The organism is Haloarcula amylovorans (genome assembly GCF_004681185.1).
Lineage (GTDB): Archaea > Halobacteriota > Halobacteria > Halobacteriales > Haloarculaceae > Haloarcula > Haloarcula amylovorans.
In genome coordinates this window covers 86,055-111,646 of sequence record NZ_SRIF01000002.1, presented here as the reverse complement: position 1 = coordinate 111,646, position 25,592 = coordinate 86,055, and the positions used below count along the sequence as shown (strand labels likewise).

Here is a 25,592-nt window from a genome sequence, read left to right as displayed (position 1 = left end):
GTTCAAGATGTTCAACGCCATTGTGAGCGCGGACACGCTCCAGGCGGCTCTCGACTCTGTGAGCGTGCTGGTGGACGAATGCAAGATCCACCTCGAAGACGACGGGCTGGAGATTCGAGCGGTCGACCCAGCCAACGTCGGCATGGTCGACCTCCGACTGGACGCGGCGGCTTTCGAATCCTACGAGACGGACGGCGGACTCATCGGCGTCAATCTCTCTCGACTGGAAGACATCGCCGGCATGGCCGACTCCGGCCAGTTGGTCCACCTCGACTTAGACGAGGAGACGCGCAAACTCCACATCGCCATCGACGGACTCGAATACACGCTCGCGCTCATCGATCCCGACTCCATCCGACAGGAACCGGACCTGCCCGACCTCGATTTGTCGGCTCACATCGTCGTCGAGGGCCGCGACATCGACCGCGCGGTCACCGCCGCGGACATGGTCAGCGACCACATCGCACTGGGTGTCGATGCCACCGACGAACTGTTCTACGTCGACGCCGAGGGCGACACCGACGACGTCCATCTCGAACTGACACGCGACGACCTCATCGACCTCACCGCCGGCGACGCCCACTCCCTGTTCTCGCTCGACTACCTGAAGAACATGAACAAGGCCATCCCGAAAGACGCAGAGGTCGAGATGGAACTGGGCGAGGAGTTCCCCGTCAAGATGCACTTCAACTTCGCTGAAGGCGAGGGCCGCGTCACCTACATGCTTGCCCCGCGTATCCAGAGCGAGTAACTCACTGCATTCGATAGGTTCCGATGCTCCCCGCCAGCGACTGGACGCCGGCCGATGCCCCCTCCCCTTCCTCTCTCGATGTCAACGGACGACAGCTAGCCTACGCGACGTACGGCGACCCCGACGGCACGCCGGTCCTGTTCGTGCACGGGACGCCCGGGTCGAGACTGCTCGGCCGACTGCTCGACGAACCCGCCGCCGAGCAGGGACTCCGCCTCGTCGCTCCCGACCGACCGGGAATCGGCCGCTCGGACGATGCGGCCGTCGGCATCGAGGAGTGGCCGGCCGACGTCACCGCGCTGTTGGACCACCTCGATATCGACGCCGCGAACGTCGTCGGGTTCTCCGGTGGCGCGCCGTTCGCGCTGGCGTGTCACCGACTAGAGCGCGTCGACCGAATCGCGCTGGTCGGCGGTAGCGGCCCACCGAGCGTTGGCGAGACAGGCAACACACAGCGGGTTCTCGGTTCGCTGGCTCGGTACGTTCCGCCGGTGGTCTCGCTCTTGCTCCGCGGACAGCGATGGGCGCTCGCCCGCCGCGACCCGTCGTTCGCCCGCTCGCTGGTCGCTGACGGCGCTCCCGCGACGAACGCGCTGTCGGCCGACGAGGTGGCCCGCCTCGTCCGGGCCGACGTATTGGAAGCGATGGCCGACGGTCCCGGCGGCGTCGTCCGAGAGCTAGCACTGCTCGCTCGACCGTGGCCGTTCGACCTGGCGTCAGTGACCGTCCCAGTAACCGTGTTTCAGGGTCAACGGGACACCAACGTTGCCCCGTCGACCGGCGAGCGACTGGCCGAACTCATTCCCGATGCGGCGCTCGAACCAGTTGACGCTGACCACCTCGGAACGCTGTGCCGGGCCGGTAACGCCGCCCTGCGGGCCGTCTCCAGTCCGACGCGCGTCTGACGTATCGTTTTGTGGGATGGGGAACAACCCCGTGCCATGGAGAACCTCGGCGACGCCTACGGAACCCGCCGCTTCGAGGGGCGGGACCCGCGCCGCGTCTTCGCCGGGGTCGTCCTCGGTCTCTTCGGGGCGACTGCCGTCGTCGTCGGCGTCTTGCTGGTGACGACGCCGCTGTCGGACTGGGTCGGAGCCACCGACATCCGTGCCGCCGAGAAGCTCGCCGGGACGCTCGGCGGGCTGGGAATCCCGGCGATGTTCCTCGCCGTCGTCGCCGTCCTCCCGTCGAGCCGTCGCGAGCAGGTCGGCGTCGGTGTCGGCACGCTCTGCTGTCTGGTCGGTATCGCCATCTTCCAATACGCCTACCCCGGCCGCTGGACGACCGGCGCGGAGACGCTGGCCTTCGAGACGGCGATGGCGTACTTCATCGGCGCGTCGATGTCGTTCTGGTTCGTCTTCACCGCGATGGCGAGTTTTCGTACCCGGAACAATCCGCAGGGGATGGTCCGACTGGAACTCACCCACAAGGGCGAGTCGAAGACGGTGCAGGTCTCGCCACAGGAGTACCGCCGCTACGCGAAGGCGGTGCGAAGCGACGGCGGCGAGACTGAGGAAGTCATTCGGGAAATCGAGGCGAGAGCGGAGGAGTAGCGAAGCGCTCTCGAACCACTCGGCTGGATAAAACGCAACCAGAACCTGCTAGCCGCTTACACTGCTACGTGCTATCACGAGTAACCACTTCCGCTGGCCGCGAGCCATTTTTAACTGCCACGGCTAAACGAACGCCAATGGCAAATTCGAACGCGAAGGGGGACCGTCGCGAGCGGGAACTCGTCAACGCCTTAGACGAGGCGGGCTTTGCGGTGATGCGAGCGCCGGCGAGCGGGAGTGCGACCGAACGCGAACTGCCCGACGTGCTGACCGGCGACGGCGAGACGTTCTACGCTATCGAGGCGAAATCCAGCGCCGGTGATCCAATCTATCTAACCGGCGAGGAGATTGAGGCACTGCTGTTCTTCGCGCGAAACTTCGGCGCGAAACCGCGGGTCGGCGTCCGCTTCGACCGCGAAGACTGGTACTTCTTCCACCCGGGCGACCTCTACACGACCGACGGCGGCAACTACCGCGTCAAGAAGGAGACGGCCCTCGCGGAAGGGACCGACTTCGCGGAGTTCGTCGGCGACACGCGGAAGGTCACGCTGGACGAGGTGGCCGACGACGGGCCGGACCAGGCGGTGCTGGACATCCTCTCGGCGTTCGAACGCGGCGACTTGGAGAAAGAGGAGGCGGCGGCGATGCTAGAGTAAGCAAAGAATCTCGCTTCGCTCGAATCCGCGCGACTGCTCACGAGGCTCTTCGCTACGCGCAGACCTTCACCTACCCGACCAGTTCCGCGTCAGTGTGGTTGAGACGCGAGTACGGGAACGCATAGCGGCGTGGGTTGTCGTTTCGCGTGGCGTCGCCAAGATACGTCACCTCGACCACGATGTCGTCCTTGGGGTAGCCGTCGTTGGTGTCGTGGGCGGCGACGGTCTTTCCGGTGGCTTCGATGACGTACTCGTTCGCTCTCTCGTTCATCACTTCGGCGACGACGAGACTGTCACCGGTCTCGCGGTCGACCACGATGTCGCCCGGCGCGACGCGGCAGTTGCCACAGAGATGCGGCGGCTCGGCCTCCTCGGGGACGAACGTCACCTCCTCGCAAACGTCACAGCGGGCGCGCTGGCGGCCCGGCGGGGCGATTCGGCGGGCGGTGATTTCGATGGCGACCCGCCGGAGGTGTTTGCACCGTTCGCCACGAATTTCGTGGTCGGGGCAGGTACAGGAGTGGTCGCGCAAGTCGACGACGTACGTGTGGCCGCTCTCGGTCGCGACCGCGTAGGTCCCGTCTCGTTGTTGTCGGACGGCCATGCGCTCGGTCCACGCGCGAACGGCGCGTGACGAGAGGCTACTGGGGTCCGGTGCGAGTGCAGTCGGTTCTGCATTTGCGGATGGCTTGAGTAGAGTCATAGCGGGCGGACACGGCTGTATTTCTCGGTGTGTCCAGTCGAAACGTAGGGTCTCTACGGACGTAAATGTCTCGCCGGGGGTGGGGACAGAACGTCCGTCTGAGCCGCTTCGACACCCTTTTGCCCGGCCCGGGGATATCGCGCCACATGGAAATCGACCGGGAGGCAATTATGCAGATCGTCATCTCCAGCGTCGCGCTGGTCGTCTTCGTCGGTGCTGCCGTCTTCGTCTCCACGAGTTATTCGAGCAACGGGGGACTGACCGACCAGGGTGGCATCGCTATCGTCGGCTCTATCGGGCTGTTCATCGTCGTGATGCTCGTCGCCGGCGTCTGGATGGAACGACAGCAGTTCTAAGCGTCGGCTTCGGCCTCGTCCTCGCCGTTCTCCTCTCGCCAGTCCACCAGTTCGTCGTCGTCGGCGTCGTCCAGTTTCTTCTCGTAGTAGGCCATCGGATGGGAGATGCGCTTACAGAGGTCGTCCATGTTGACGCAGTCGCCGTAGGACTTCATCGTCGAACAGGCCGGCGTCGAGTACTCCGTCGGACTGGTGTCGCCGCGGATGTGGTCGACCTGATAGCGGGTCGCCTCCTCGCCGAACCCGGGGTTGACCTGAAAGAGGTCCACGATTTCGTCGGTCGTCATCCCGATGCTGGTGAGGAAGGCGGCGATGGCAAAGCGGGAGTGGTGTTCGAGATGCTCGCCCTTCTGAACCTGGTCGAGCAGCGCCTGCATACACGGGGGAAACATCTCGGGGACGACGGTATCTATCTCGCGGGTTAGGTCGAGGTCGGCGAGCACCTCGCGGAGCTGTTCGACTTCCCCGTCGAGTTCGTCGGCGATGACGTCGGGCACGTCGAACGGTAACCCGTCCTCGACGCGGTGGCGGATGGCCTGTTTCAACAAGACGTGTAGGTCGTCGTCGGTGATCCGGACCCGGCCGTCCGCGAGCGGTCGGTTGACCAGTCGCCACTCGTCGCCCCGCTGGTCGGCCGCCAGGTCGAGGTAGGTTCCGACGGCCACCCAGTAGCCCGTCTCGGCTTCGCGGACCGACGCCGAGAGGTCGAACTCGGCCAGCAGGTCGCGTAACTCGACGCGCTCGCTCTGCGTGGATTTGAACTCCGTCGTCTGTTCGAACTCCTCGGCGAACCGCTCGTGAGCCGTCTCGGCCTCCGCGCGGGCGTACTTGCGGGTGCAGACGTGTTGGTCGACCAGCGAGACGAGGACGCGCGCGACCGGATAGGATAGCAGTTCGACGCGGGTCCGCCGATGTGGCTCGCCGACGGTGCCGTCCGTAATTGCGTGTTCGACCCGCTCCAGCGCCCGCTGGGTGACGGTCTCGTCGGTGGCGACGACCTCGCTCAGATCGACCGCAGCGGCCTCGACGGCCTCGCGTGCCCCTTCGAGGAACGGATAGCGTGCGTGGAGCGGCTGCATGGACTGGCGTTTCGGACGTGGCCGAATAAATTTGCCGTCCCCGATCGAACCAATCCAGATGAATTATCACTTCGCACCTATGTAGGATTGGACGTGCCAGAGACCGACCGTTCCGTGGACCTGACCGAGGGGCCGCTTCTCCGTCCGCTGTTGGCCCTCTCCTTGCCGCTCGTGGGCACGCAGCTCCTCCAGGTCGCGTACAACCTCGTCGATACGTTCGTCGTCGGGCAGTTGGGCGGCGAGGCGGTGGCGGCGCTGACCTACTCGCTTCCGTTCATCTTCGTGACCATCTCGCTTGGAAGCGGGCTGACTATCGCTGGGACCGTCCTCGTCTCTCAACACCGCGGCGCGGGCAACGACGAGCGAGTACGGGCCGTCGCCGGGCAGACCATCGCGGTCACGGCCGCCGTCTCGGGCCTGCTCTCGGCGGTCGGCTACGTCGTTGCACCCGTCCTCCTGCCCTACATCGGAACGACACCGGGGTCGGCCATTCACGCGATGGCCGTCAACTACACTCGCATCATCTTTGCCGGGACGGCGTTCATGTTCGGCGCGTTCGCGTTTCAGGCCATCTTACGCGGATGGGGCGACACGAAGACGCCGATGTACCTGATGCTCGGCAGCGTCCTCGCTAACGCCGTACTGGACCCCTTCTTCGTCCTCGGCTTCGACGACAACGTGGTCTTCTCGATGGCCGAACTGACGAGCCTCGAAGCGACGCTGTACGACCTGACCGGCTTCGCCGGAATGGGCGTCGAGGGCGCGGCAATCGCCACCGTCATCGCCCGCGGCGGGGCGGCAATCGCGGGCTTCTGGCTCCTGTTCTCCGGTCGGTTGGGTATCGACCTCTCACTGTCGGACCTCCGGCCGGACCGCGAGACGGTCTGGAAGATACTGGATGTCGGTGGCCCCGCTGGACTCGAACGGTCGGCGGACTCGCTGGCCTACACCGGGATGACCGTCCTCGTGGCGATGGTCGGAACCAACGCCGTCGCGGCCTACGGCGTCGGCAACCGCATCAACACGCTAGTCTACCTCCCCGCGGTCGGCCTCGCACAGGGCGTCGAGACGGCGGTGGGGCAGAACCTCGGTGCGGACCAGACGGGTCGCGCCCGCCGGTCCGTCCTCCTGGCGGCCGGCCTCGGCGGCGCTCTCTTCTTGCTCGCCAGCGCCGGGGCCTACGCCTTCGCCGCGGCAATCGTCGCCTCGTTCTTCGACGTGAGCCAGACCGACCCCGAGGTCCTGTCGATGGGGGCCGACTACTTCCGTATTATCGGCCCGACGTACGTGTTCATGGGACTGTTCCACCTCTTCAACGCCGCCTTTCGGGGGGCTGGCAGTACGCGGACGGCACTGGCTTTCTCCGTTACTTCGCAGTGGCTCTTTCGCATTCCCCCGACACTGCTGTTCATCACCGTCCTCGGCATGGGCGCTGCTGGCGTCTGGTGGGGCATCGCCGTCTCGCACCTCGCCGCCGCCGCTATCGTCGCCGCGTGGTTCGTCTTCGGGAACTGGGACGACTCCGTCGTCGAGGAAGACGACGCGGACGAGCCAGACGACCGCGACTCGGCCGTCTCCGCCGACTGAAATCATTTCTGTGTGAGAGCGTACCGTACTCACACAACGGCTATACTGACTGACCGACCAGTCAGTACCATGTTCGGTCCCTTCTCTCTGCGGCGGTGGTGTCGGTGACGGCGACGAGCGAGCAGGCGGAGCGGTTCACGCAGGGCAGTCTCCTGCGACCGCTGTTGGCGCTGGCCGCGCCGCTGGTGGCGACGCAGCTTCTCCAGACGCTGTACAACCTCGCCGACACGTTCTGGGTCGGCCGCCTCGGGCGCGACGCCGTGAGCGCGCTCTCGTTCTCGTGGCCCATCGTCTTCTTGCTCGTGAGTGTCGGCGGCGGCATCGCCGCGGCGGGGACGATACTCATCTCCCAGCATACCGGCGCGGAGAACGAGGCCCAAGTGAGCCACGTCGCCGGCCAGACGTTCCTCTTCGTCACCGCGCTCTCCGTGGTCATCTCGGTCGTCGGCTACCTGGTGACGCCGCACCTGCTCGCGCTCATCGGCTCCCAGCCCGGCACGGCCATCCACGAGATGGCGGTCACCTACACCCGCTACGTCTTCCTCGGCCTGTACTTCCTCTTTGGCTTCTTCATCTTCCACGCCCTGCTTCGCGGCTGGGGCGATACGAAGACGCCGATGTACCTGATGGTCGGCAGCGTCGCGCTGAACGTCGTCCTCGATCCGATCCTCATCCTCGGCTTCGCGGACAATCCGCTACTGGTGCGGCTCGGTCTCGAAGAGTTAGGTGCCAGCGCGCTCGCTGCGACTGGATTCACTGGTCTCGGCGTCGAGGGCGCGGCCATCGCCACGGTGTTCTCCCGCGGCCTCGCCGCGGGCGTCGGCTTCTGGCTCCTCTTCACCGGCCGGGTCGGCATCGAACTGTCGCTGTCTGACCTCCGTCCCGACCCCGAGACCATCCGGAAACTCGTCAGCGTCGGCGGCCCGCTCAGCGTCGAACAGAGCACGCAGGCGCTGTCGGTCACCGTCATGACCGCGCTGGTCGCTATCGTCGGTGCCGACGCCGTCGCCGCCTACGGCATCGGCAGCCGCTTCACCTCGCTCGTCTGGCTCCCGATGATTGGCATGGGGATGGCCGTCGAGACGGTGGTCGGCCAGAACCTCGGAGCCGGGAAGCGCGAGCGCGCCCGCCGAACGGTCCTGCTCGCAAGCGCCATCCTCGTGGCGACGTTCGTCGTCGCCGGGGCGCTCGCCGTCCACTTCGCCCCTGCCATCGTTGGCGTGTTCATCACCGGCGAGCAAGCCGCGAGCGTCGTCGACCACGGCGCGACGTTCGTCCGCATCGTCGCGCCGACGTGGGCCATCATGGCCGTCTTCCACATGATAAATGGCGCGTTCCACGGCGCTGGCTCGACCCGCCTCTCGATGGGCCTCGGATTGGTGACGATGTGGGGCTTCCGCGCCGCCGCCGCAGCGTTCCTCGTCATCACCCTCGGCATGGGCGCGACGGGCGCGTGGTACGGCATCGCCGCCTCCAACGTCGCCGCCACCGTCGCTGCCGTCGCGTTCTTCCTCCACGGCGGCTGGCTCGACGGCGTCGTCGAGGACGAAGAAGACAGCGGGGAGGTCACGGATGCCGCCGACGCCGTGACCGCGGCGGACTAACGCTCTCGGGGCCTCACCCTCTCATCCGACGAGCGTCGACAGGCCTCGGAGCGTCCCTATCCGATAGTCCGGCGACGCTTCGACCGGGCCCGCTCCCTCGCGTTCTATTAGCACACTGTCGATACCCAGTCGGTCGGCCGTCTCGACGTCGACGGCCCTATCCCCGACGTACGCGGCCGTCTCGGCGTCGAGGTCCGACAGCGCGGCCCCGAGATTAGTGGGGTCGGGCTTTCGCCGTTCGAGCGTCCGCGGCGCGAACGACCGACAGCGGACGGTTCCGACCAGTTCGTCCAGCCCGCAGTAGCGAAGCAGGTGCTGGACGAACTGCGGTTGGTTGTCGCTCACGACGCCGAGCGGCAGATCGAGATCCCACAGCGCCCGTATATCGTCGTAGACCGCCCGACAGCCCGCTTCGAGTTCCCGGCGCTGGGTCGCGAATGCCGTGGTCGCTGCTCGCTGGCAAAACGAGGCGAGGTCCACGCCAGCGTCACGGCACCGCTTGGCGATATCCTCGAGACGACCGGCGGCAACGTCTCGCGCCACTGTCGTCGGTTCGGCGGTGACACCGGTGTCGTCGAGCGCCGTCCGCGCCACCTCGACGAACGTAGCGGGTCTCGGCGGTTCGACGAGTACCCCGTCACTATCCAGTACCAGTGCATCGTACGTCATGCTCGCACTGTTTGCTGAGGTCCTTATCAATCTATTCGACGGCTATGCCGCTCGCAATTGGCGGGCCGCGCTTCGCGCGCCCCGCCCTACGTCCCGTGCTGCCACGAATCCATATACTCGGTCTGCACGTCCGTCAGCCCGTCGAACTCGACGCCCTCGGCCGCGAGCTTCACTTCGGCCACTTCCTTATCTAACCTGTCTGGCACGTCGTGAACGCCGGCGTCGTAGGCGTCGCCGTTCTCGACCAGCTCCCGCACACAGACAGCCTGAATCCCGAAGCTCTGGTCCATCACTTCGACCGGGTGACCGAGCGCGATGGGGGTCGCCAGATTCACCAGTCGACCTTCGGCCAATACGTTCAGACGGCGGCCGTCGTCCATCTCGTAGGCCTGTACGCCGTCGCGGGCCTCGTAGGTGTCGGCGGCCAGCTCCGAGAGGGCGGCAAGGTCTATCTCCACGTCGAAGTGGCCGGCGTTGGCGAGCAAGACGCCGTCCTGCATGTTCTCGAAATGGTCCTTGACGATGACGTCGCGATTGCCCGTCGTCGTGATGAAGACGTCGCCCTCTTTGGCGGCCTCGGCCATCGGCAACACGTCGTAGCCCTCCATGTGGGCTTCGAGCGCGCGGCGGGGTTCGACTTCGGTGACGACTACGTCGGCGTTCTGGCCGCTGGCCTTCTTCGCGACGCCCTTCCCGCAGTGGCCGTAGCCGGCGACTACGACGGTCTTACCGGCCCACGAGAGGTTTGTCGTCATGGCGATGGAGGCCAGTGAGGACTCGCCGGTGCCGTGGACGTTATCGAAGAGGCGCTTCATCGGCGTGTCGTTGACTGCGAAGACGGGGTAGTCCAGTTCGCCGTCCTCGTCCATCGCGCGCAGGCGGTGGACGCCGGTGGTCGTCTCCTCGGCCCCGCCGACGATGGTGTCGATGAGTTCGGGGTAGTCCTCATGGATGGCCGCGACGAGGTCCATCCCGTCGTCGACGGTGATGGTCGGTTCGTGGTCGATGACGGCTTCGATGGCGGCGTAGTACCCCTCGTCGTCCACGCCACGTTCGGCGTAGGAGGTAACGCCGTCGACCGCGTCGAGCGCCGCGCTCACGTCGTCGTGCGTCGAGAGCGGGTTGCATCCCGTGATGGCGACTTCAGCACCACCTTCGGCCAGCAGTTCGGCGAGCACAGCCGTCTTCGCCTCGACGTGCATCGCCATACCGATCCGCTCGCCGGCGAAGGGCTGGTCGGCTTCGAACTCCTCGCGCAGCGACGCGCAGATGGGCATGTGCTGTGCTGCCCAGTCCATCTTCCGTCGGCCCGACTCGCGGGCCGCCGCCACGTCGTCGAGTCGCTCAGAAATGGGGGCTGTCATGCCCGGGAAAACGGCCAGTGTTCGTAAAACGATACCGAAGCGGGTCAGCGGCCGTTGCCGTTCCCGTTCGCGTGGGCCGGCGGGCCGTCGTCGCCTTCCGAGTCGTCCGTCTCGCTGTCGTCATCTTCGGCGGCTGCGTCGTCGTTCGCTTCCTCGTCAGCTTCGGCTTCCTCGGTCTCCTCTGCTTCGATTTCCTCGGTTTCGCTCTCGCCGTCTTCACCCGCGTTCGCCCCGTCGTCACCGTTCGGGCCGCGCTTTTCTGAGGCGTTCGCGCGTTCCGACGGGCCGCGTTCGCCGTTCTGTTCGGCGGCGGGCTCGTTCTCGTCGCTCCCGTTCTCACCCGCGTCACTCGCACGCTCGGGACCCGCATCTTCGGGCGGACCAGCGTGATCAGGGGCGTTCCCGGGGTTGTTCTGCGTCACGAACTCGGCGACCTCCGGACCGATGTTGGTCGACCCGTGCTGGAGCAGGTACTGGATGAACGACGAGACGCGGGCACCGAAGTTATCGGTCGTCTCTTCGGCGTCGGCGGTCAGTTCGGCCGTCGTCGTCGCCGTCTCGTTGCCGACGCTCGCGGTCACCTCGACGGTGACGTTCTCCTCGGGGGTGGACAGCTCGACCGTGCCGTTCTCGTCGGTCGCGTAATCGCCGGTGCCCTCGTACGTGTCGTTGTCCAGTGCTTCGACGCTCACCGAGGCGTTCTCGACGGCGCTGCCGTTATCGGTGACTGTCACCGTCGCGGCCTGATTGCCTGCCTGACTGACCCCGACGGCCAGTGTACCATCGTCCGTGGTCTCGGCGGCCGCGGTGGCGACGCCCGGACCCACGGCGAACAGGACCATACCGATTGCAGCGGTCAGTGCGAGTAGTTTGGTACGCATCTCGTCAGTAGCGAGACGGTATCTGGGATTAAACCCCCCCTCTCGTTCAGTCCGTTCACCTGGGTTCTATCGCTGATACCGGCGGCGCAAATCCGTTTAGATGGTTTAAAATCTGTTCTGGACGTTTATCTTTCAATTCGGCGCGCGGTCGACCGCTGCCGTCGCGTGCGCTTGTGCTCGCTCCCGAACCGCTCGTTCGTCGAAAACCGTCACGTCTCTGTCGCGCATGAGCACGTCGCCGTCACAGACCGTGTGGCGAACGTCGCTCCCAGTGGCGGCGTAGGCCAGATGCGAGACGAGGTCGTGGGCCGGGGTTAGCCGGGCCGAATCCAGCGAGAGCACCGCGAGGTCGGCGTTCGCGCCGGGCGCGATACGGCCGCTATCGATGCCGAGCAGTTCGGCCCCGTTCTCGGTGGCCATCTCTACGACCGTCTCGGCGGCGACGGCGCTCGCGTCGTCGGCGGCGAGCTTTCCGACCATCGCGGCGTCGCGCATCTCGTCGAACATGTCGAGGTCGTTGTTCGAGGCCGCGCCGTCGGTGCCGATGCCGACGGTGACGCCCGCATCGAGGAGTCGCTGGACCGGGGCCATCCCGCTGGCGAGTTTCATGTTCGAGGCCGGACAGTGGGCCACGCCGGTTCCGGTCTCGGCCAGCAGGTCGATTTCGGTCTCGTCGACGTGGACGCAGTGGGCGAGGAACGTGTCTTCTGCGAGCAGACCAACGTCGTCGGCGTATTCGAGCGGTCGCACGCCGTGTTCCTCGACGAGGGGCGCGACCTCGTCGGTGGTCTCGTTGGCGTGAAGGTGGATCGGTAGCTCCGCGGCGTTCGCCTCGGGGACGTACTTGCGGAGGTACTGCTCGCCGACGGTGGTCAGACTGTGCGGCTGGAACGTCGTGCTGATGCGGCCGTCGGCCGTGCCGTCGAGGTCCCGCGCAGTCTCCAGACTCTGTCGAACGTCGTCGCGTGCGCCCTCCTCGTCCTTGCCGACGGTGACGGCGGTGTGGCCGAGTACGGCTCGCAGGCCGGCCTGCTTGACGGCCGCCGCTATCTCGTCGACGTGGAAGTACATGTCGGACAGCGCCGTCGTCCCCGACTGTATCATCTCTATAAGCCCGAGTTCCGCGCCGACCCGCACGTCCTCGGGAGTCAGTTCGGCCTCGACGGGCCAGATGTCCTCCTGTAACCACGCGGAAAGCGGCTTGTCGTCGGCGTACCCTCTGAGGAGGGTCATCGCGACGTGCGTGTGGGCGTTGACCAGCCCGGGCATCACGAGCCCGTCGCTGGCGTCGAGTTCGTCGTCGCCCGCGAGTTCGCCGGGAGCCTCGACGGCCAGTATCTCGCCGTCGTCCTGGTCTACGAGCACGTCGGCGCGTTCGACGGTCATGTCCGGGTGGAGGACTCGCCCGCCGGTAACGAGAAGTTCGGTCATGGCGCGGGCTTAGACGGCCCGGCTCTTAGTTCGCCGGGTCCACGTTCGCTCGGACCGGCTCCGAGACAGAACCGTGAGGGGAAAGACAGTTGGCCCGCGCCGTCGCAGGGGGCGTATGCGCATCGCCGTCCCCAACAAGGGCCGCCTGCACGACCCGGCGGAGGACTTGCTCGAACGGGCCGGTCTCCACATCGTCGACGGAGCCGACCGGCAGTTGTACGCCGACACCGTCGACCCGAAGGTGACCGTCCTCTACGCTCGCGCGGCGGACATCCCCGAATACGTCTCCGACGGGGCCGCCGACGTGGGTATCACCGGCCTCGACCAGGTTCGGGAGGCCGACCCCGGTAATCTCGAAGAGCTCTTGGACCTCGAATTCGGCAGCTGTCGCCTCGTCCTCGCAGCGCCGGAAGAAGGCGACATCGAGACTGTCTACGACCTCGACGGGGGAACGGTCGCCACGGAGTTCCCCAACATCGCCCGGAACTACTTCGCCGAACTCGACGTCGAGGTCGACATCGCCGAGGTCTCCGGCGCGACGGAACTGACCCCGCACGTCGACATCGCCGACGGCATCATCGACATCACCTCGACGGGGACGACCCTGCGGATGAATCGGCTGGCTATCATCGACGAGGTGCTCCAGTCCTCAGTTCGCCTGTTCGCCCGCGAGGACGTGGCCGACGACGAGAAAGTGCAGCAGGTCCGGATGGCGCTCCACTCCGTCCTGTCGGCGGAGGGGAAACGCTATCTGATGATGAACGTTTCCGAAGAGGCCGTAGACGACGTGAAAGACGTCCTGCCGGGGATGGGCGGCCCGACGGTGATGGACATCGCCGGGTCAGACGACGTGGCGGTTCACGCCGTCGTCGACGACAGCGCCGTCTTCGAGACCATCAACGACCTCAAACAGGTCGGCGCGAGCGACGTGCTCGTGACCGAAATAGAACGTTTAGTCGAGTAGCTCTACATTGAAAAGGCCGAAAGTCGCGGCCGCCGGCCGCGCTTCCGGTACTGAGAGGAAACCGCGGCGGCGACCGTTCCACGTCTGCGCTACACTGCCCGCTCAGTACACGTCCACTGTCCCGTCTTTCCGAGGCTCGGTCGCGCCCGAGAGGACGCCGTCGTTCCAGCGAGCTATCTGTGCGCCGCCGAACTGGAGCGGCACGTCCACGCGTACGTCGTGGCCGCGGCGGACGAGTTTCGACTGCACGTTGCCGTCGAAACGCGCCTCGACGGCCAGCGTCCCGTCCTCGCGGTAGCGCCAGCGCGGTTCGTCGAGCGCCGCCTGCAGGGGCATCTCGCGGTCCAAGAGGTTCGAGAGCACCTGTACGTGCCCCTGTGGTTGCATGTACCCGCCCATGACGCCGAAGGCCGCCCAGTCGTCTTCGCCGAACTGTGCGAGGCCGGGAATCAGCGTGTGGAACGGCCGCTTGCCGGGTTCGATTCGGTTCGGATGTGAGTCGGAGAGCGCGAACGACGCGCCGCGGTTCTGGAGGGTGAGGCCGGTGTCGCCGGCGACGAGGCCGCTCCCGAAGCCCATGAACAGGGAGTTGATGAACGAGACGACGTTGCCCTCGCCGTCGGCGACAGTCAGCAGGACGGTGTCGGCGTCCTCGGCAGGCGAATCGAGCACCCCCACGTCGGGGCTCTCGATGGCGTCCTCACCTACGGCTTCGGCTCGCTCTTCGGCCCACCGTTTCGACTGGAGCGGCGGCACCTCCTCGTAGTCGGGGTCGGTGATGTAGTGGTGGCCGTCAGTGAAGGCGAGCTTCATCGACTCGGCCAGCAGGTGGGTTCGTTCGAGGTGGTCTTCGGTCTCGGGGACACCGAGCGATTCAGCGATATTGAGCGCCTCCAGCGCGATGAGCCCTTGATTGTTCGGCGGGAGTTCGTACACTTCGGTCCCGTTGTAGGTCGTCGAGACGGGGTCGGGGAACTCCACCTCGAAGGCTTCGAGGTCCGACCGTTCGAGCAGGCCGCCCGCGGATTGGACCGTCTCGACGATTTCCGCCGCGATGTCGCCCTCGTAGAACGGGTCTGCGCCTTCGGCGGCCAGCGTTTCGAGCGTCTCGCCGAACTTCGGCAGTCGCATTCGCTCGCCCACTTCGGGTGCTCGCTCACCGTCGACGAGGTACTGCTCGCGGGCGGCGTCGTTGCGCAGTTCCGGTTCACAGAGCGCCCACGCCGACGCGATGACCTCGCTTACCGGGAACCCCTCGGTGGCGTGGTGAATCGCGTCTTCGAGCACGTCGGCGAGCGAGAGCCGACCGAACTCGGAGACCGTGGCCTCCCACCCGCGCGGCGCGCCCGGAACCGTCACTGCGAGCGGCCCGCGTTCGGGCATCTCGACGGCTGTCGGGTCCCCGCCGTGCTGCTCGGCGACGGCCTCACGCATCCGGTTCCGGGTCGCTGCCTCGGGCGCGCCGCCGCAAGCCCGCATCGCGCCCACCTCGCCGTCGGCAGTGCGGTAGAGCGCAAAGGCGTCGCCGCCCAGTCCCGTGCTCATCGGTTCGACGACGTTGAGCGTCGCTGCCGTCGCCACCGCCGCGTCGAAGGCGTTGCCGCCCTCGCGAAGCGTCTCGATTCCCGCCTCGGCGGCGAGTGGCTGACTCGTGGCGACGACGCCGCGCGTCCCGTAGGCCGTCGACCGACGGGAGGCGAACCGGTCCAGATTCGGTTGGCTGTCCATGCGCGCATACGGGTGGCTGGCGCGGAAAACTGTTTGGCTGGCTCACTCGTCCAGCCACCAGAGCGTCGCCGCGAACACGAGCCCGAGGGCGGGGAACACGGCCAGTCCGAGGAAGGTGCCGTCCGCGCCGACGGTCGACAGGAGGTAGCCGGCGATGGCCGCGCCGGCGGCTCCGACGCCGAAGTTCGTCAGATAGGTGTAGCCGTAGGAGAGGCCTCGGTCGCCCGGCGGACTGTACTTGGCGATAGACGCCTGATACACCGGTTGCAGGGTAAAGAGGACGAAGCCAAGGGCGGCGCTGACGGCCAGTAGCGGCCCCAATCCGGCTTCCGCGGCGGGGACGAACACGACGGCGATGGCAGCGAGGCCGGCGAACACCGCGGTCAGGCCGACCGGGATGGAGATGCGGTCGGTGAGTTTCCCGCCCACGTACTGGCCGGCGATACCGACCGACAGCAGGCCGACGTAGAAGTAGTACGCGAGGTCGAACTCTGCGGCCAGCGCGCTATCGGGTTCGAACACGCCGACGAGTTCGCCGACCGGCGGGAGGAACTCCCCGAGCACCTCGGGGAGGAAGGTCAGCGTCCCCCGGTAGAACAGGCCGTTCATCATCACGACGAGCATAGCGAGGGTAAACCCGACGGTGAACAGCGCACGACTGTCCGCGAGGAACGACCGGAGCGAGGACGTCGGCTCACTGTCCGTCCCGCCGTCGGAACGCTGTTCCGACGAGGTCCCCCTCGTATCACTCGACTCACCGCCGTCGGCGCTGACGGCAGCCATCTCGTCGAACTCCGCCGTCCGGGCGTACGCAACGGCGACGACGGCGGGCAAGACGAGCAACCCGGCGACGATTCGCCAGTCGAAGACCAGCAGGAGGAGCGCGGTCAGGAGCGGGCCGGCGGCGATGCCGGCGTTGCCGGCCATCCCGTGGTAGGCGAAGCCGGTGCCCCGCTCCTCGACGCCGGTGGAGATGAGCGCCAGTCCCGCCGGGTGATAGACGCTGGCCGAGAGGCCCCAGAGTCCCAGGGCGACCGCAATGGTGAGGACGCCCGGCGCGACGCTCAACAGGAGGAAAGACACACCCATCCCGACGAGCCCGGCGGTGACGAGGCTGTTCGCGCCGTAGCGGTCGGCGAGGATGCCACCGGGGAGCGCCCCCGCCCCGAACAAGCCGTAGCCGACAGCGGTGATGGTGCCCAACAGCGCCGTCGTCACCGGCAACGTCTCCAGCCAGACGACGACGAAGATGGGGATCGAGAGTTCGTAGGTGTGGACGAGCGCGTGCGAGACACCGGTGAACGTGACGATGGAGCGGTCGTTGGTTTGCATCTTATATCAATCCAAAGATGTTGTTGAGCGCGAACCCGAGCACCGCCGCGAAGGCGAAGTGCAGGATGACGAGCGGGGCCGTGGACCGAGTCGAGAGCCGATAGACGAAACTGATGGCGATGCCGTCGGCCAGCAGCGTGGCGAGTACCACCACGAGGACGCCCAGACTCGGCGAGACGATGCCTGCCTCGATGCCGTACGATTGGAGCAACAGCGAGACGATTGCGGGGACGAGAGCTGCCTTTGCGGCCAACTGAGACGGCGTCTCACCGATGAAGAAGGTCGCCGCCAGGTGGAGCGTGACGGCGTAGAACGCCCACGTCAGCAACAGGGTGACGACGATGGCGAGGAGTCCACCACCGGTCAGACTCGGCGTGCCGGCCTGAAACATACCTGCGGTTCGGAACCGTGGCGCTTGTGCGTTGTGTTCTTCCGCCCCGATCGTGCGAAATGTCGGCCGTGACTTACTCGAGCAGGCCGAGTTCTTCGAGCCGGGAGACGATTTTGTCGACGGCCTCCTCTGCGTCCTCGGGCTTCTTCCCGCCGGTGATGACGAGTTTTCCGGAGCCAAAGAGCAGCGCCACGACGTCGGGCTCGTCGAGCCGGTAGACGAGGCCGGGGAACTGCTCGGGCTCGTATTCGATGTTCTCCAGCCCGAGACCGATCGCGATCGCGTTGAGGTTGAGATTTCGTCCGAGGTCCGCGCTCGTGACGATGTTTTGGACGACGATTTCGGGGTCGTCGTCCACCTGGATGTTCAGGTCGCGAAGCTTATCGAAGACGATACGCAGACTCTGGTGGACGTCGTCGGTGGACTTCGCGCCCGTACAGACGATCTTCCCGGAACGGAAGATGAGCGCCGCGGACTTCGGCTCCTGCGTGCGGTAGACGAGTCCGGGGAACTGCTCTGGGTCGTAGTCGGCACCCTCGAGGTCCATCGCCACGCTCTGAAGGTCGAGCTCCTGGCCGATTCCGGTCGAGGCGACGACGTTTTCGATGTTGATGGTTTCCTTGGGGTCAACCATGTCTCGACTTAAATCACGTATTTAAGGCTTATAAAGGTTCATGGCATCGGTGGCCAGTCAGCACGGTGGAATGATTGGCTGTCTATCAACTTCACCCTAAAACGGGGGTTGTCGGCGGCGGCGACCGGCACGCTCATACCCGCGCGCCCACACCGCTCGGGCGTGTACGTCCTCGAACTCGGCGGACAGGACGACGCCTTCGCGGCGTGTGAGGCCGCAAGCGCGGCCAGCGACGTCTCGGTACTCGCGCCCGGCCTTGCCACCGCCCGCGGTGTCACAGAGCGCGCGCGCTATCTCGCCTACACTCACCGGACCAGTGAACTGGTAGGGACCGCGGACCCGGCAGTAGAGAGCGCGCGCACGCTACTCGACGCCGCCACTCTCGACCGTGAGGGGACGGTCGCGGTCCGAGCCGTCGACGTGCGGGCGAGTACCGGTATCGACACCCAGCGGGCGGAGCGGGCGCTGGGTGGCGTCCTCACCGACCGCGGGTTCTCTGTCGACCTCGAAACGCCCGAGCACACGCTGTACGCCTACTTCGCGGACCCGACGGGCGACGACGAGGGAGGAACAGGCGAAGCCTGCTGTGCGCTGGGCTGGCTCGAAACCGCGTCGGTGCGGGACTTCGGCGACCGTCAGCCCACGAATCGCCCGTTCTTCCAGCCCGGAAGCATGGATCCGCTGGAAGCCCGCGCACTGGTCAACGTTGCCGGGGCGCGCCCCGGTGCGACCATCGTCGACCCGATGTGTGGCACCGGCGGGCTCCTGTTGGAGGCGGGACTGGTCGGCGCGCGCGTCGTCGGCGGCGACGCACAGGAAAAGATGGTTCGCGGGACGCGAGAGAACCTCGGGTACGCTCTCGACGGCGAGGGCCACCCCGACCGCACTGCGTACCCCGAGAGCGGCCGTTGGGACCTCTTCCGGTCGGATGCGGCCCGGTTACCGCTCGCTGACGGCTGTGCGGACGCCGTCGTCTTCGACGCTCCCTACGGCAGACAGTCACGCATCGAGGGCGAACTCCGCCCCCTCGTTTCCGGTGCGCTCTCCGAGGCCCGACGCACCGCGCCGCGGTGCGTACTCGTCGCCGACCGGGAGTGGAGCGGGGCCGCTCGGGAGGCTGGGTGGGTGGTCACCGAACGGTTCGAGCGTCGTGTGCATCGGTCGCTCGTCCGACACGTCCACGTCTTAGAGTGACCGAACGTCCAGATAATTTGGGCATATGTACGGATATTTTGCGCTAACAGCAATCTATATGGTCGCGGATGTGTTAAACACTCCCAAACATGCCTCGATGGTCAGACCCAGCGCCGCGGAACGGAGACGAACAGCTCTTCGAGTGTCGAACGTGTGGTGCCCGTGTCTCACAGCCCCGTTCACCGCCGCGATGTGAGAAGTGTGGTGGCGAGATGCAGAACCTGAGCGTGCCGCGCCCGGAGTAACTACCGAATCGCCGCGAGCGCCGCGTCCGCGTCGCCGTCCATCCGCGTGAGCAGCGACCGGACCCGCTCGCGCGTCGCGTCGTCGGGCGTGACGAGTACCATCCCCTCGTCCGGTTGCCCGTAGACGACGGCACCGCTCTCGGGGACCGCCAGCACTGCCGGCAGCGCCGCGAGGTCTTCTTCGCCCTCGACGTCGAGTAGCGTCGTTGCCTCGCCGTCGAGCGCCTCGCGCATGGCATCGAGCAGTGTGCGAGTGAGCGTCCCCGCCGGATTCTCGACGGTGACGCGCCGGTCGAACCCGCCGATGGCGGCCGTCACCTCGCTGTCGACGGCCGAGCGTTTGGTGCGTTCGTCGACCAGCGCGAGGTGGGGGACGGTTCCAGCCTCTAGTAAGTGGTACGTGACGATGTCGCCGACGGCCACGAGGGGCGTTCCGGCGTCGGCCAGGAGGGAGTCGGCATCCGTATATAGACGGCCCATCGGCTCTTTGAGTTCGCTCCGCAACGACGGTGGCAGTTCGAGGAGAACGTCGGACACGTTAGCGGACTTTCAGCGCGTACGTGCCGGCTTCGGTCACTTCCATCTCGCGTGCAATCTCGGACTCCTCCGGGTGGGCGATGACGACGTAGCCCGCCCAGTCCTCGGTGAGGGCGGTCCCGCCACAGGCCTCGCACTGGCTCTCGATACCGGCGCTCTGGACGCGATGACAGTCGCGGCAGACGAGTCGGTCAGCCATCAGCTCTCACCGGCTTCCGCCGTGCTCTGTCGTTTCTCGCGCTCCTCTTGGAGCCACCCGTGCTTGCCGAGACCGACCTGCTTGGCTGTGAGACCGATCTTGGAGTCCCGCGGATTGCGCTCGTCGATGCTCTTGGTGACGATGCGGGCGCGGACGGCGTCGCCGACGCCGAGCGTGCGGTTGGACTCGCGGGAGGCGAGTTGCTGGTTCTCCTCGTCGTAGGCCAGATACTCGTCAGATATCTGGGAGACGTGGAGGAGCCCGTCCACCGGACCGATGCCGACGAAGGCACCGAAGTTGACGACCTCGACGACCTCGCCGTCGACGACTTCCTGCATCTGCGGATCGAAGGTCAGGGCGTCGAACTCCACTTCGTAGTAGACGCCGGGTTTGTTCGGCAGGACGGCCCCGTCGCCGATGTCGTGAATCTCGATGACGCTCACGACGCTCCCGACGTCCTCGTCCATTCGGCCCTCTAGTTTCTCCTGGAGGAGTGTTTTGACCATCTTCGACCCGACGTCTGCTAGATGGCGCGGCGGCACCTCGACCGTATCGCGTAGACGTACCCGTTTGTACATGTTATGGTTGAGTGATACCCAGTTTGTTCCGGCCCCTTAAACTAATTACTGGAACGCCTGCGTCGAGCAGGCGTCGTTTGAGGGGCTTGTCGTTCGTTACAGCGTGCGTCGCGTCGTCGTCGGTCGCCAGTTCGAGGACGGCGTCGTCCGCGTAGTCGGCTTCCGTATCCCGGACCGAACAGCGGTCGAGCAGGTCCTGCCCGACTGACGCGGCTGTCGCCTCCGCTCCGGCTCCGTCTGCCAGTTTCGCCAGTTCCTCGCGGACGGCTTCGGGGGCGACGTAGTCGCTGGCATCGACTGTGCCGGCGAGGACCCTGTCGAGTTCCTCGAATAGTCGGACGTTGCATTCGACAGGCATCATGAGCGCGTTCGTATCCAAGACGATCATCCACGCAGCGTGCCGACGCCGATGAGTCGCCATCGGGCACCGACACGGCGGTTGATCGCTATCTTCGCGCCGTCTTCGGCACAGACTGGCCGCTTGAGCGCGAGTTCACACTCGCCGTCGCGGGCGCTGGTGACCGACCCGACGGTGGTGGCGGTGCCGATGGTCAACATCAGCGGTTCGCCGGTCGAGATCTCCTCGACCTCGCCGCCGTCGTCGCCGACAATCCGTTCGAGTAAGTCGACGTCCATCGTGAACTGCTCGCGGGTCGGCGGGAGACTGCCGGGCGGGCCGGCGACCTGTCCGGCCAGCGCGTCGCCTTTCGTGATCGAGGGGTCGAGTCCCGTCCCGACACCGAGCAGGCCGCCGGGGGTGACTTCGTCCACGAAGTCGCCGCCGGCCTGTAACGAGCGGACTTCGGTGGTGACGGGTCGCCACTCGGTCTTGCCGCCCTCTTCGACCTCTCGGCCCGGGCGGAGTTCGATGTCGTCGTCGACTGCCAGTTCCCCCTCGACGAGCGACCCACCCAACACGCCGCCAAGCAGGTCGTTCCACGTCGTGCCGGGGCGGTTGATGTCGAACGACCGTGCGACCATCATGCGGGCGTCCGCGTCCGGGTCGCGCTCCGGCGTCGGAATCTCCCGTTCGATGGCGTCGATGAGCAGGTCGATGTTGGCCTCTTGCTGGGCGCTGATGGGGACGACGGGGGCGTCCTCGGCGACGGTGCCCTCGACGAACTCCTGTATCTGCTCGTAGTTCTGCTTCGCCCGTTCCTCGTCGACGAGGTCGACCTTGTTCTGGGCGATGACGATGTTGTCGATGCCGATGATGTCGAGCGCGCTGAGGTGCTCTTCGGTCTGGGCCTGCGGGACGGGTTCAGTGGCCGAGACGACCAGCACCGCGCCGTCCATGATAGCCGCGCCCGAGAGCATCGTCGCCATCAGCGTCTCGTGGCCGGGGGCGTCGACGAACGACACCGTCCGGAGGTGGTCGGTGTCTACGTCGTGTTCCTCGCAGTGTTCGGAGACGGTGAACGCCTCTGGCTCCTCCTCCTCCGGACAGCGACGGAAGGTAGCGTCGGCGTAGCCGAGACGGATAGAGATACCGCGCTTCATCTCCTCGGAGTGTTGGTCGGTCCATTCGCCGGACAACGCCTGGACGAGCGTGGTCTTCCCGTGGTCGACGTGGCCGACGAGTCCGATGTTCACCTCCGGTTGTTTGTTCGATGTCATTTCGAAAGTAATCTTGGTGGAGATTCGCCACGTGCGACTGATAAACCTACTGTTTCGGCCCGTCGGCTCTCCGCGGCCGCGCCGCGTCTCCGGGGATATGCCCCGGTTCGTCGCCGTACGCGACCGAATACGCGTCTCTCTGGCCGGCGGCAACTACTGTGCGGCCTGTGCCCTGATGAGCGCTGCGAGCGCCGCGTACTGGTCGGTATCGGTTCGCTTGCGCATGTACGCCGCCCCGACCTCGTCGGCAGACGCGGCGATGTCGTAGTCTCTCAGGGCAGTGTAGAGGACGAACCCGGCGTCGCTGTCTGTCTGTTCGACGAGGGTGATTCCGTCCAGTCTCGGCATCTGGTAGTCAGTTACCACACAGTCGAACTCGTCCACTCTGTCGAGTGCCTCCGTCGGGGCCGTCGTGTAGGTCACGTCGAGCCCCTCGTCTACGTGTTCGAGATACTCCGCGACGAGTGCCGCCACTGTCGGCTCGTCGTCGATGAGGAGCACGCGGCACCGTGTCTCCCTGTCTATCGCCCTGTCCCCTTCCCCATTGGTGTCCGAATGCACCATCCCCATGCAATGAGAAGGAAACCGTTCATCACTATAAATCGTGCGCCGCTTTTTCACTCGCTGAGAGGACCGCGTACAGGTACGATCTACCAGCAGGAATTCGGTGAGAACACCAAGGTATATCATATTAATACACGTATCATACTATTCACAGAACAGAGCCATAAAACGACGTGAGCGCGCCCCTTTTGTCCGTGCCGCCCCTGCGTGTGTCCGTGCGAGAGTTCGGCTTCGAACTGGCGCTGTGTGCTGCCCTCGAACGCGAGGGCCACCTCGTGAGTCGACAGCTCGGCGGCCACGTCCACGGCCGCCGGATCCTCGATACCGTTCTCGTCCATCCGAGCGACGAGTTCGAGCACCGCGCGGCCATCACGCCCGAGCGCATCCCCTCGGCGGCCATCGAAGCCGACGTGGGGCCGGGTCGGGCCAGATACTGGAAGGACGCCTTCGATTGTCATCCGGACCGCGCCGAACGAGCCGTCGAACTCGCGTCCGAGCGGGGCTTCTTCGAGCGAGAGCGCCGCGGCGGCCGCACGTACGTCCGCCAGACAGCCCGCTACCCCGACTGGGTCGCGGGCATCACGGCTATCGAGAACAAACCGGACCTAGACCGCCCCGGGGACCTCCAGACGCAGTTGCGAACCGATGTCTCGCTCGGACTGGCCGACCGAGTCGTGCTGGCGACGGCCGACTACGTCACCCGCGCCCACCTCAACCGCATCCCCGAGGCGGTCGGCGTCTGGCGGTTCGATCCCGACAGCGGTGACCGCGAAGTCGTTCGCGGGGCGACCGACCTCCCGACCGCCAAGGCGGGCATCGAACTCCTAGAGCGAAAGCCACTGCGAGCGGACGTGCGCGTCGTCTCGGCCGTCGAGAAGGCCCGCGCCCGCCGCCGTCTCGCCGAACGCGCCTACGCGAAGGGGTGGCGAAGCTTCGACTACCCCCCGTGTGCGCAGTGTTCGCCCGATGACGACGGCCTGCCCCACTGCGCGTGGAAGGGCCGTCCTGTTCGAGCGAGCGAGGAGTGCGGCCCCGACTGTAGGGGGCACGAGGAAGCCGACGCGCCGGCAGTAAACGCCGAGGTGCTTCGGGCCGAGCGCACGCCGTGGGACCCCGATCCCGACGGGAGACAGCGCCGGCAGTCCGGTCTGGACCGCTTTGGATAATTCAGACCCGACCGCTGTGGACCCGCATCTGGTGGTCGACGGCCAGCGCGATGGCGAAGGCGACGACAGCGTTCACCCGCCACGCTATCGTCCCCATCGCGGCGAGGTCGCCGCTGGCCGAGACGAGGAAGTTGTTACCATCTATCTTATACGATGGCTCTTCTTTTGGGAAATTATTGCCGACAAGCCCTGCTCTATTCACCACTATATGCTAGCAGTCCACTCATGTTTTCAAATGTGGTGGTTTGGTCAACCTCAGATAGGGTAGCCTCCGTTACAACTGGTAGACTGCCAGTTTCATCTTCACATTTCTCCCCACTCCAATCCGTTTCGTGAACCCATGTAAAAGAGCGTCCGTATCCCCCTCCTTCTGGGAACCAATATGCGTCCCATCGGTATTCCCAGCTCGGATATATTGAGTCACAACTCATTCTGACCACCCCATATCTTTCTTAGAAATATCTGGTCCGATAGTTGGAGCGGTTGTCTCAATAACTTCGCCGTTATTTTGATCTTGTGTTACAGTAGTTTGACTCATTGAATGACCTGGTGGGGCGACACGCAATTCCGTCTTATCAATTTTAAACGCTAGTTTGATAGCTTTCTTTTGCTTTTCGCTCATTCTCTTCGCTATGGATTGGTCGTTCCTCCTATCCCAGTTTTCTTTTATAAACTCCATTACTTCTGATTTTCTGTGTGGGTTAAATTGAACCTCTACACTATGCTTATGTCTCTTTTTTCGCCCGTGACTCCGACGATCTTCAGTCTTTGCTGGAGCTCCTCCGGAGACTGCTATTATTGACGCTAATGCCGATCCGCTCATCTTCAACAAACTTCTCCGATCACTTTTGGACCTATTACCTATATCTCATAGGTGTAACGGGATACAATTAACACTTTTATGCAAATATCGTATAGATAAAATTGTGTCTTCCAATGATAGTCTATACTAGATATTTCTATATTCGTGAACTGCCAACGGATTTATTTGGGTGCAGATCCCTAAAACAGATAGGGATTATATTGGTCGGAATATCACTAGTTACAGTATTAATTGCGCTCGGAGGAATTACTGCATTATACGTTGTGGTCCGAGTAGCTGTAAGCGACGCGCAAACGAATGGAAATGATCAGGTGAGTAAGAGCAGTACTGACTCAGAGAACAAACCGGATAATAGGTAATAGGATCTGTTGATCTATATCAGATATAGGTATAACCACACTAACCAACCGGCGTTGCGCTTGTTCTGTGCCTTTTAATCGCCATCATTGTCCCGGCCGCCGTCGCTCGCCGCGCGCTCCGTATAGGCTTCGTAGTTGTCGGCCGTCACCTCGGGAGCCTCCGCGGCGACGCGGTCCGCGTGACCGGTTCGTCCGCGGTAGTTGGCCGCCGCCGCGATGGCGACACCGACTGTGAGGCCGACGACGAGCACCCAGTCGATATAGCCGGCGAAGAGCCACAGTCCCGCGACGGCGAGGCCGCCGCTGACCAGCGCCGACCCGACCACTTCCGCGATACCACGCCCATCCATGCCGGTATCTGGACGTTCTTCGCACAAAGGTGTACGGTCAGTTTCACTGACTGTGCTGCGAGGGGGCGCTCACGTCTCCGGAGGCACGACGAACAGCGAGACGAACAGGAGGACGCTCCCCAGGAGACTGCCGGTTATGACTCCGACCAGAACCGGGACGAGGCCGAGCCAACCGGCTATCACGCCGCCGACGAGCGGTAGCGGTATCGACGCGAGGAGTTTGTCGTACGTGAGCATGCTTGAAAGCGGGTGAACCGTGGTGTGGTTTCGGCTACGG

At 65.1% G+C, this 25,592-nt stretch carries 31 protein-coding genes; 11 read left to right on the top strand and 20 right to left on the bottom strand.

Annotated features, from left to right (window positions below; genetic code table 11):
- Positions 1 to 7 precede the first annotated feature (7 nt).
- The 4 genes from E4S61_RS07905 (at position 8) to hjc (ending at position 2,960) form a co-directional block, all read left to right on the top strand.
- On the top strand, positions 8 to 751 hold the full coding sequence (locus tag E4S61_RS07905) for a DNA polymerase sliding clamp (protein ID WP_135303403.1): 744 nt from the start codon (positions 8 to 10) through the stop codon (positions 749 to 751).
- 23 nt (positions 752 to 774) lie between these two features.
- Positions 775 to 1,656 (top strand): alpha/beta fold hydrolase, encoded by an 882-nt coding sequence (locus tag E4S61_RS07900; RefSeq protein ID WP_245180634.1) that lies wholly within the window; start codon positions 775 to 777, stop codon positions 1,654 to 1,656.
- A gap of 36 nt (positions 1,657 to 1,692) precedes the next feature.
- Positions 1,693 to 2,304: a DUF7139 domain-containing protein gene (locus tag E4S61_RS07895; RefSeq protein ID WP_135303402.1), complete on the top strand. Its 612-nt coding sequence runs from the start codon at positions 1,693 to 1,695 to the stop codon at positions 2,302 to 2,304.
- A gap of 137 nt (positions 2,305 to 2,441) precedes the next feature.
- On the top strand, positions 2,442 to 2,960 hold the full coding sequence (hjc, locus tag E4S61_RS07890; RefSeq protein WP_135303401.1) for a Holliday junction resolvase Hjc: 519 nt from the start codon (positions 2,442 to 2,444) through the stop codon (positions 2,958 to 2,960).
- 70 nt (positions 2,961 to 3,030) lie between these two features.
- Here the strand turns inward: hjc and E4S61_RS07885 are convergent, their stop codons facing one another.
- Complete coding sequence (locus E4S61_RS07885) at positions 3,031 to 3,663, bottom strand: SWIM zinc finger family protein (RefSeq protein WP_135303400.1); 633 nt, start codon at positions 3,661 to 3,663, stop codon at positions 3,031 to 3,033.
- Positions 3,664 to 3,809: 146 nt separating this feature from the next.
- Here E4S61_RS07885 and E4S61_RS07880 point away from each other — a divergent pair, with 146 nt between their 5' ends.
- The gene (locus E4S61_RS07880; RefSeq protein ID WP_135303399.1) at positions 3,810 to 4,019 is read left to right on the top strand and encodes a DUF7472 family protein; all 210 of its coding nucleotides are present in this window, start codon (positions 3,810 to 3,812) and stop codon (positions 4,017 to 4,019) included.
- Here E4S61_RS07880 and priL read toward each other — a convergent pair.
- The gene (priL, locus tag E4S61_RS07875) at positions 4,016 to 5,098 is read right to left on the bottom strand and encodes a DNA primase regulatory subunit PriL (RefSeq protein WP_135303398.1); all 1,083 of its coding nucleotides are present in this window, start codon (positions 5,096 to 5,098) and stop codon (positions 4,016 to 4,018) included. The two genes, E4S61_RS07880 and priL, sit on opposite strands and share 4 nt — an antisense overlap.
- Positions 5,099 to 5,191: 93 nt before the next feature.
- Between priL and E4S61_RS07870 the strand changes: the two genes are divergently transcribed.
- A complete protein-coding gene (locus tag E4S61_RS07870) occupies positions 5,192 to 6,685 on the top strand; it encodes an MATE family efflux transporter (RefSeq protein WP_245180631.1) in 1,494 nt (497 codons plus the stop codon).
- A 104-nt stretch (positions 6,686 to 6,789) separates the two neighbouring features.
- On the top strand, positions 6,790 to 8,289 hold the full coding sequence (locus E4S61_RS07865) for an MATE family efflux transporter (RefSeq protein WP_135303397.1): 1,500 nt from the start codon (positions 6,790 to 6,792) through the stop codon (positions 8,287 to 8,289).
- A 21-nt stretch (positions 8,290 to 8,310) separates the two neighbouring features.
- On the opposite strand, the gene E4S61_RS07860 is transcribed toward E4S61_RS07865, so the two are convergent.
- The 4 genes from E4S61_RS07860 to E4S61_RS07845 all read right to left on the bottom strand — a co-directional run bounded on the left by E4S61_RS07860 (position 8,311) and on the right by E4S61_RS07845 (position 12,634).
- Entirely contained in the window at positions 8,311 to 8,958 is a 648-nt protein-coding gene (locus tag E4S61_RS07860; protein WP_135303396.1) for an HAD family hydrolase, read from the bottom strand.
- Positions 8,959 to 9,044: 86 nt separating this feature from the next.
- Positions 9,045 to 10,322: an adenosylhomocysteinase gene (locus tag E4S61_RS07855; protein WP_135303395.1), complete on the bottom strand. Its 1,278-nt coding sequence runs from the start codon at positions 10,320 to 10,322 to the stop codon at positions 9,045 to 9,047.
- A gap of 44 nt (positions 10,323 to 10,366) precedes the next feature.
- Positions 10,367 to 11,203 carry a hypothetical protein gene (locus E4S61_RS07850; protein WP_135303394.1) on the bottom strand — a complete coding sequence of 279 codons (837 nt, stop codon included), beginning with the start codon at positions 11,201 to 11,203 and terminating at the stop codon, positions 10,367 to 10,369.
- Positions 11,204 to 11,335: 132 nt separating this feature from the next.
- On the bottom strand, positions 11,336 to 12,634 hold the full coding sequence (locus tag E4S61_RS07845; protein ID WP_135303393.1) for an amidohydrolase: 1,299 nt from the start codon (positions 12,632 to 12,634) through the stop codon (positions 11,336 to 11,338).
- Between the two features lie 115 nt (positions 12,635 to 12,749).
- On the opposite strand from E4S61_RS07845, the gene hisG reads away from it, so the two are divergent.
- Complete coding sequence (hisG, locus tag E4S61_RS07840; RefSeq protein WP_135303392.1) at positions 12,750 to 13,598, top strand: ATP phosphoribosyltransferase; 849 nt, start codon at positions 12,750 to 12,752, stop codon at positions 13,596 to 13,598.
- A gap of 102 nt (positions 13,599 to 13,700) precedes the next feature.
- On the opposite strand, the gene E4S61_RS07835 is transcribed toward hisG, so the two are convergent.
- The 4 genes from E4S61_RS07835 to E4S61_RS07820 all read right to left on the bottom strand — a co-directional run bounded on the left by E4S61_RS07835 (position 13,701) and on the right by E4S61_RS07820 (position 17,683).
- Entirely contained in the window at positions 13,701 to 15,326 is a 1,626-nt protein-coding gene (locus E4S61_RS07835) for a gamma-glutamyltransferase family protein (RefSeq protein ID WP_135303391.1), read from the bottom strand.
- A 42-nt stretch (positions 15,327 to 15,368) separates the two neighbouring features.
- Complete coding sequence (locus tag E4S61_RS07830) at positions 15,369 to 16,658, bottom strand: MFS transporter (protein WP_135303390.1); 1,290 nt, start codon at positions 16,656 to 16,658, stop codon at positions 15,369 to 15,371.
- A gap of 1 nt (position 16,659) precedes the next feature.
- Positions 16,660 to 17,049, bottom strand: a complete 390-nt coding sequence (locus E4S61_RS07825; RefSeq protein WP_135303389.1) for a DUF7473 family protein — start codon at positions 17,047 to 17,049, stop codon at positions 16,660 to 16,662.
- Positions 17,050 to 17,122: 73 nt separating this feature from the next.
- Entirely contained in the window at positions 17,123 to 17,683 is a 561-nt protein-coding gene (locus E4S61_RS07820; protein ID WP_135303388.1) for a TATA-box-binding protein, read from the bottom strand.
- 162 nt (positions 17,684 to 17,845) lie between these two features.
- Between E4S61_RS07820 and E4S61_RS07815 the strand changes: the two genes are divergently transcribed.
- A complete protein-coding gene (locus tag E4S61_RS07815) occupies positions 17,846 to 18,877 on the top strand; it encodes a TIGR01177 family methyltransferase (protein WP_135303387.1) in 1,032 nt (343 codons plus the stop codon).
- An 89-nt stretch (positions 18,878 to 18,966) separates the two neighbouring features.
- Positions 18,967 to 19,122 carry a rubrerythrin-like domain-containing protein gene (locus tag E4S61_RS26495; RefSeq protein ID WP_135303386.1) on the top strand — a complete coding sequence of 52 codons (156 nt, stop codon included), beginning with the start codon at positions 18,967 to 18,969 and terminating at the stop codon, positions 19,120 to 19,122.
- Here E4S61_RS26495 and E4S61_RS07805 read toward each other — a convergent pair whose 3' ends face one another.
- From E4S61_RS07805 to E4S61_RS25335, 6 genes are all read right to left on the bottom strand, one after another.
- Complete coding sequence (locus E4S61_RS07805; protein ID WP_135303385.1) at positions 19,123 to 19,659, bottom strand: GTP-dependent dephospho-CoA kinase family protein; 537 nt, start codon at positions 19,657 to 19,659, stop codon at positions 19,123 to 19,125. It lies immediately after the preceding gene.
- A 1-nt stretch (position 19,660) separates the two neighbouring features.
- Positions 19,661 to 19,858: a transcription elongation factor subunit Spt4 gene (gene spt4, locus E4S61_RS07800; protein WP_135303384.1), complete on the bottom strand. Its 198-nt coding sequence runs from the start codon at positions 19,856 to 19,858 to the stop codon at positions 19,661 to 19,663.
- Positions 19,858 to 20,436 carry a DNA-directed RNA polymerase gene (locus tag E4S61_RS07795; protein WP_135303383.1) on the bottom strand — a complete coding sequence of 193 codons (579 nt, stop codon included), beginning with the start codon at positions 20,434 to 20,436 and terminating at the stop codon, positions 19,858 to 19,860. Before E4S61_RS07795 ends, spt4 begins: the two co-directional genes overlap by 1 nt.
- 1 nt (position 20,437) lies before the next feature.
- The gene (locus E4S61_RS07790) at positions 20,438 to 20,824 is read right to left on the bottom strand and encodes a twitching motility protein PilT (RefSeq protein WP_135304666.1); all 387 of its coding nucleotides are present in this window, start codon (positions 20,822 to 20,824) and stop codon (positions 20,438 to 20,440) included.
- A complete protein-coding gene (locus tag E4S61_RS07785) occupies positions 20,821 to 22,053 on the bottom strand; it encodes a translation initiation factor IF-2 subunit gamma (protein WP_135303382.1) in 1,233 nt (410 codons plus the stop codon). Before E4S61_RS07785 ends, E4S61_RS07790 begins: the two co-directional genes overlap by 4 nt.
- A gap of 153 nt (positions 22,054 to 22,206) precedes the next feature.
- Positions 22,207 to 22,554, bottom strand: a complete 348-nt coding sequence (locus E4S61_RS25335) for a response regulator (protein ID WP_167768450.1) — start codon at positions 22,552 to 22,554, stop codon at positions 22,207 to 22,209.
- A gap of 278 nt (positions 22,555 to 22,832) precedes the next feature.
- Here E4S61_RS25335 and E4S61_RS07775 point away from each other — a divergent pair, with 278 nt between their 5' ends.
- Positions 22,833 to 23,783 (top strand): DUF5787 family protein, encoded by a 951-nt coding sequence (locus E4S61_RS07775; protein WP_135303380.1) that lies wholly within the window; start codon positions 22,833 to 22,835, stop codon positions 23,781 to 23,783.
- Position 23,784: 1 nt separating this feature from the next.
- Here the strand turns inward: E4S61_RS07775 and E4S61_RS07770 are convergent, their stop codons facing one another.
- The 4 genes from E4S61_RS07770 to E4S61_RS25330 form a co-directional block, all read right to left on the bottom strand.
- Positions 23,785 to 23,988 carry a hypothetical protein gene (locus E4S61_RS07770; protein WP_135303379.1) on the bottom strand — a complete coding sequence of 68 codons (204 nt, stop codon included), beginning with the start codon at positions 23,986 to 23,988 and terminating at the stop codon, positions 23,785 to 23,787.
- A gap of 222 nt (positions 23,989 to 24,210) precedes the next feature.
- Positions 24,211 to 24,606, bottom strand: coding sequence for a hypothetical protein (locus E4S61_RS07765; RefSeq protein WP_135303378.1), 396 nt, complete (start codon positions 24,604 to 24,606; stop codon positions 24,211 to 24,213).
- A gap of 433 nt (positions 24,607 to 25,039) precedes the next feature.
- Entirely contained in the window at positions 25,040 to 25,315 is a 276-nt protein-coding gene (locus E4S61_RS07760; RefSeq protein WP_135303377.1) for a hypothetical protein, read from the bottom strand.
- A 69-nt stretch (positions 25,316 to 25,384) separates the two neighbouring features.
- The gene (locus E4S61_RS25330; RefSeq protein WP_167768449.1) at positions 25,385 to 25,552 is read right to left on the bottom strand and encodes a hypothetical protein; all 168 of its coding nucleotides are present in this window, start codon (positions 25,550 to 25,552) and stop codon (positions 25,385 to 25,387) included.
- Positions 25,553 to 25,592: the final 40 nt, after the last annotated feature.

Bases quoted from the DNA above. Each gene is read 5' to 3' on its own strand.
- E4S61_RS07905 (WP_135303403.1), top strand. From the start codon at position 8: ATGTTCAACGCCATTGTGAGCGCGGACACGCTCCAGGCGGCTCTCGAC.
- E4S61_RS07900 (WP_245180634.1), top strand. From the start codon at position 775: ATGCTCCCCGCCAGCGACTGGACGCCGGCCGATGCCCCCTCCCCTTCC.
- E4S61_RS07895 (WP_135303402.1), top strand. From the start codon at position 1,693: ATGGAGAACCTCGGCGACGCCTACGGAACCCGCCGCTTCGAGGGGCGG.
- hjc (WP_135303401.1), top strand. From the start codon at position 2,442: ATGGCAAATTCGAACGCGAAGGGGGACCGTCGCGAGCGGGAACTCGTC.
- E4S61_RS07885 (WP_135303400.1), bottom strand. From the start codon at position 3,663: ATGACTCTACTCAAGCCATCCGCAAATGCAGAACCGACTGCACTCGCA.
- E4S61_RS07880 (WP_135303399.1), top strand. From the start codon at position 3,810: ATGGAAATCGACCGGGAGGCAATTATGCAGATCGTCATCTCCAGCGTC.
- priL (WP_135303398.1), bottom strand. From the start codon at position 5,098: ATGCAGCCGCTCCACGCACGCTATCCGTTCCTCGAAGGGGCACGCGAG.
- E4S61_RS07860 (WP_135303396.1), bottom strand. From the start codon at position 8,958: ATGACGTACGATGCACTGGTACTGGATAGTGACGGGGTACTCGTCGAA.
- E4S61_RS07855 (WP_135303395.1), bottom strand. From the start codon at position 10,322: ATGACAGCCCCCATTTCTGAGCGACTCGACGACGTGGCGGCGGCCCGC.
- E4S61_RS07850 (WP_135303394.1), bottom strand. From the start codon at position 11,203: ATGCGTACCAAACTACTCGCACTGACCGCTGCAATCGGTATGGTCCTG.
- E4S61_RS07845 (WP_135303393.1), bottom strand. From the start codon at position 12,634: ATGACCGAACTTCTCGTTACCGGCGGGCGAGTCCTCCACCCGGACATG.
- hisG (WP_135303392.1), top strand. From the start codon at position 12,750: ATGCGCATCGCCGTCCCCAACAAGGGCCGCCTGCACGACCCGGCGGAG.
- E4S61_RS07835 (WP_135303391.1), bottom strand. From the start codon at position 15,326: ATGGACAGCCAACCGAATCTGGACCGGTTCGCCTCCCGTCGGTCGACG.
- E4S61_RS07830 (WP_135303390.1), bottom strand. From the start codon at position 16,658: ATGCAAACCAACGACCGCTCCATCGTCACGTTCACCGGTGTCTCGCAC.
- E4S61_RS07825 (WP_135303389.1), bottom strand. From the start codon at position 17,049: ATGTTTCAGGCCGGCACGCCGAGTCTGACCGGTGGTGGACTCCTCGCC.
- E4S61_RS07820 (WP_135303388.1), bottom strand. From the start codon at position 17,683: ATGGTTGACCCCAAGGAAACCATCAACATCGAAAACGTCGTCGCCTCG.
- E4S61_RS26495 (WP_135303386.1), top strand. From the start codon at position 18,967: ATGCCTCGATGGTCAGACCCAGCGCCGCGGAACGGAGACGAACAGCTC.
- spt4 (WP_135303384.1), bottom strand. From the start codon at position 19,858: ATGGCTGACCGACTCGTCTGCCGCGACTGTCATCGCGTCCAGAGCGCC.
- E4S61_RS07795 (WP_135303383.1), bottom strand. From the start codon at position 20,436: ATGTACAAACGGGTACGTCTACGCGATACGGTCGAGGTGCCGCCGCGC.
- E4S61_RS07790 (WP_135304666.1), bottom strand. From the start codon at position 20,824: ATGATCGTCTTGGATACGAACGCGCTCATGATGCCTGTCGAATGCAAC.
- E4S61_RS07785 (WP_135303382.1), bottom strand. From the start codon at position 22,053: ATGACATCGAACAAACAACCGGAGGTGAACATCGGACTCGTCGGCCAC.
- E4S61_RS07765 (WP_135303378.1), bottom strand. From the start codon at position 24,606: ATGAGCGGATCGGCATTAGCGTCAATAATAGCAGTCTCCGGAGGAGCT.
- E4S61_RS07760 (WP_135303377.1), bottom strand. From the start codon at position 25,315: ATGGATGGGCGTGGTATCGCGGAAGTGGTCGGGTCGGCGCTGGTCAGC.
- E4S61_RS25330 (WP_167768449.1), bottom strand. From the start codon at position 25,552: ATGCTCACGTACGACAAACTCCTCGCGTCGATACCGCTACCGCTCGTC.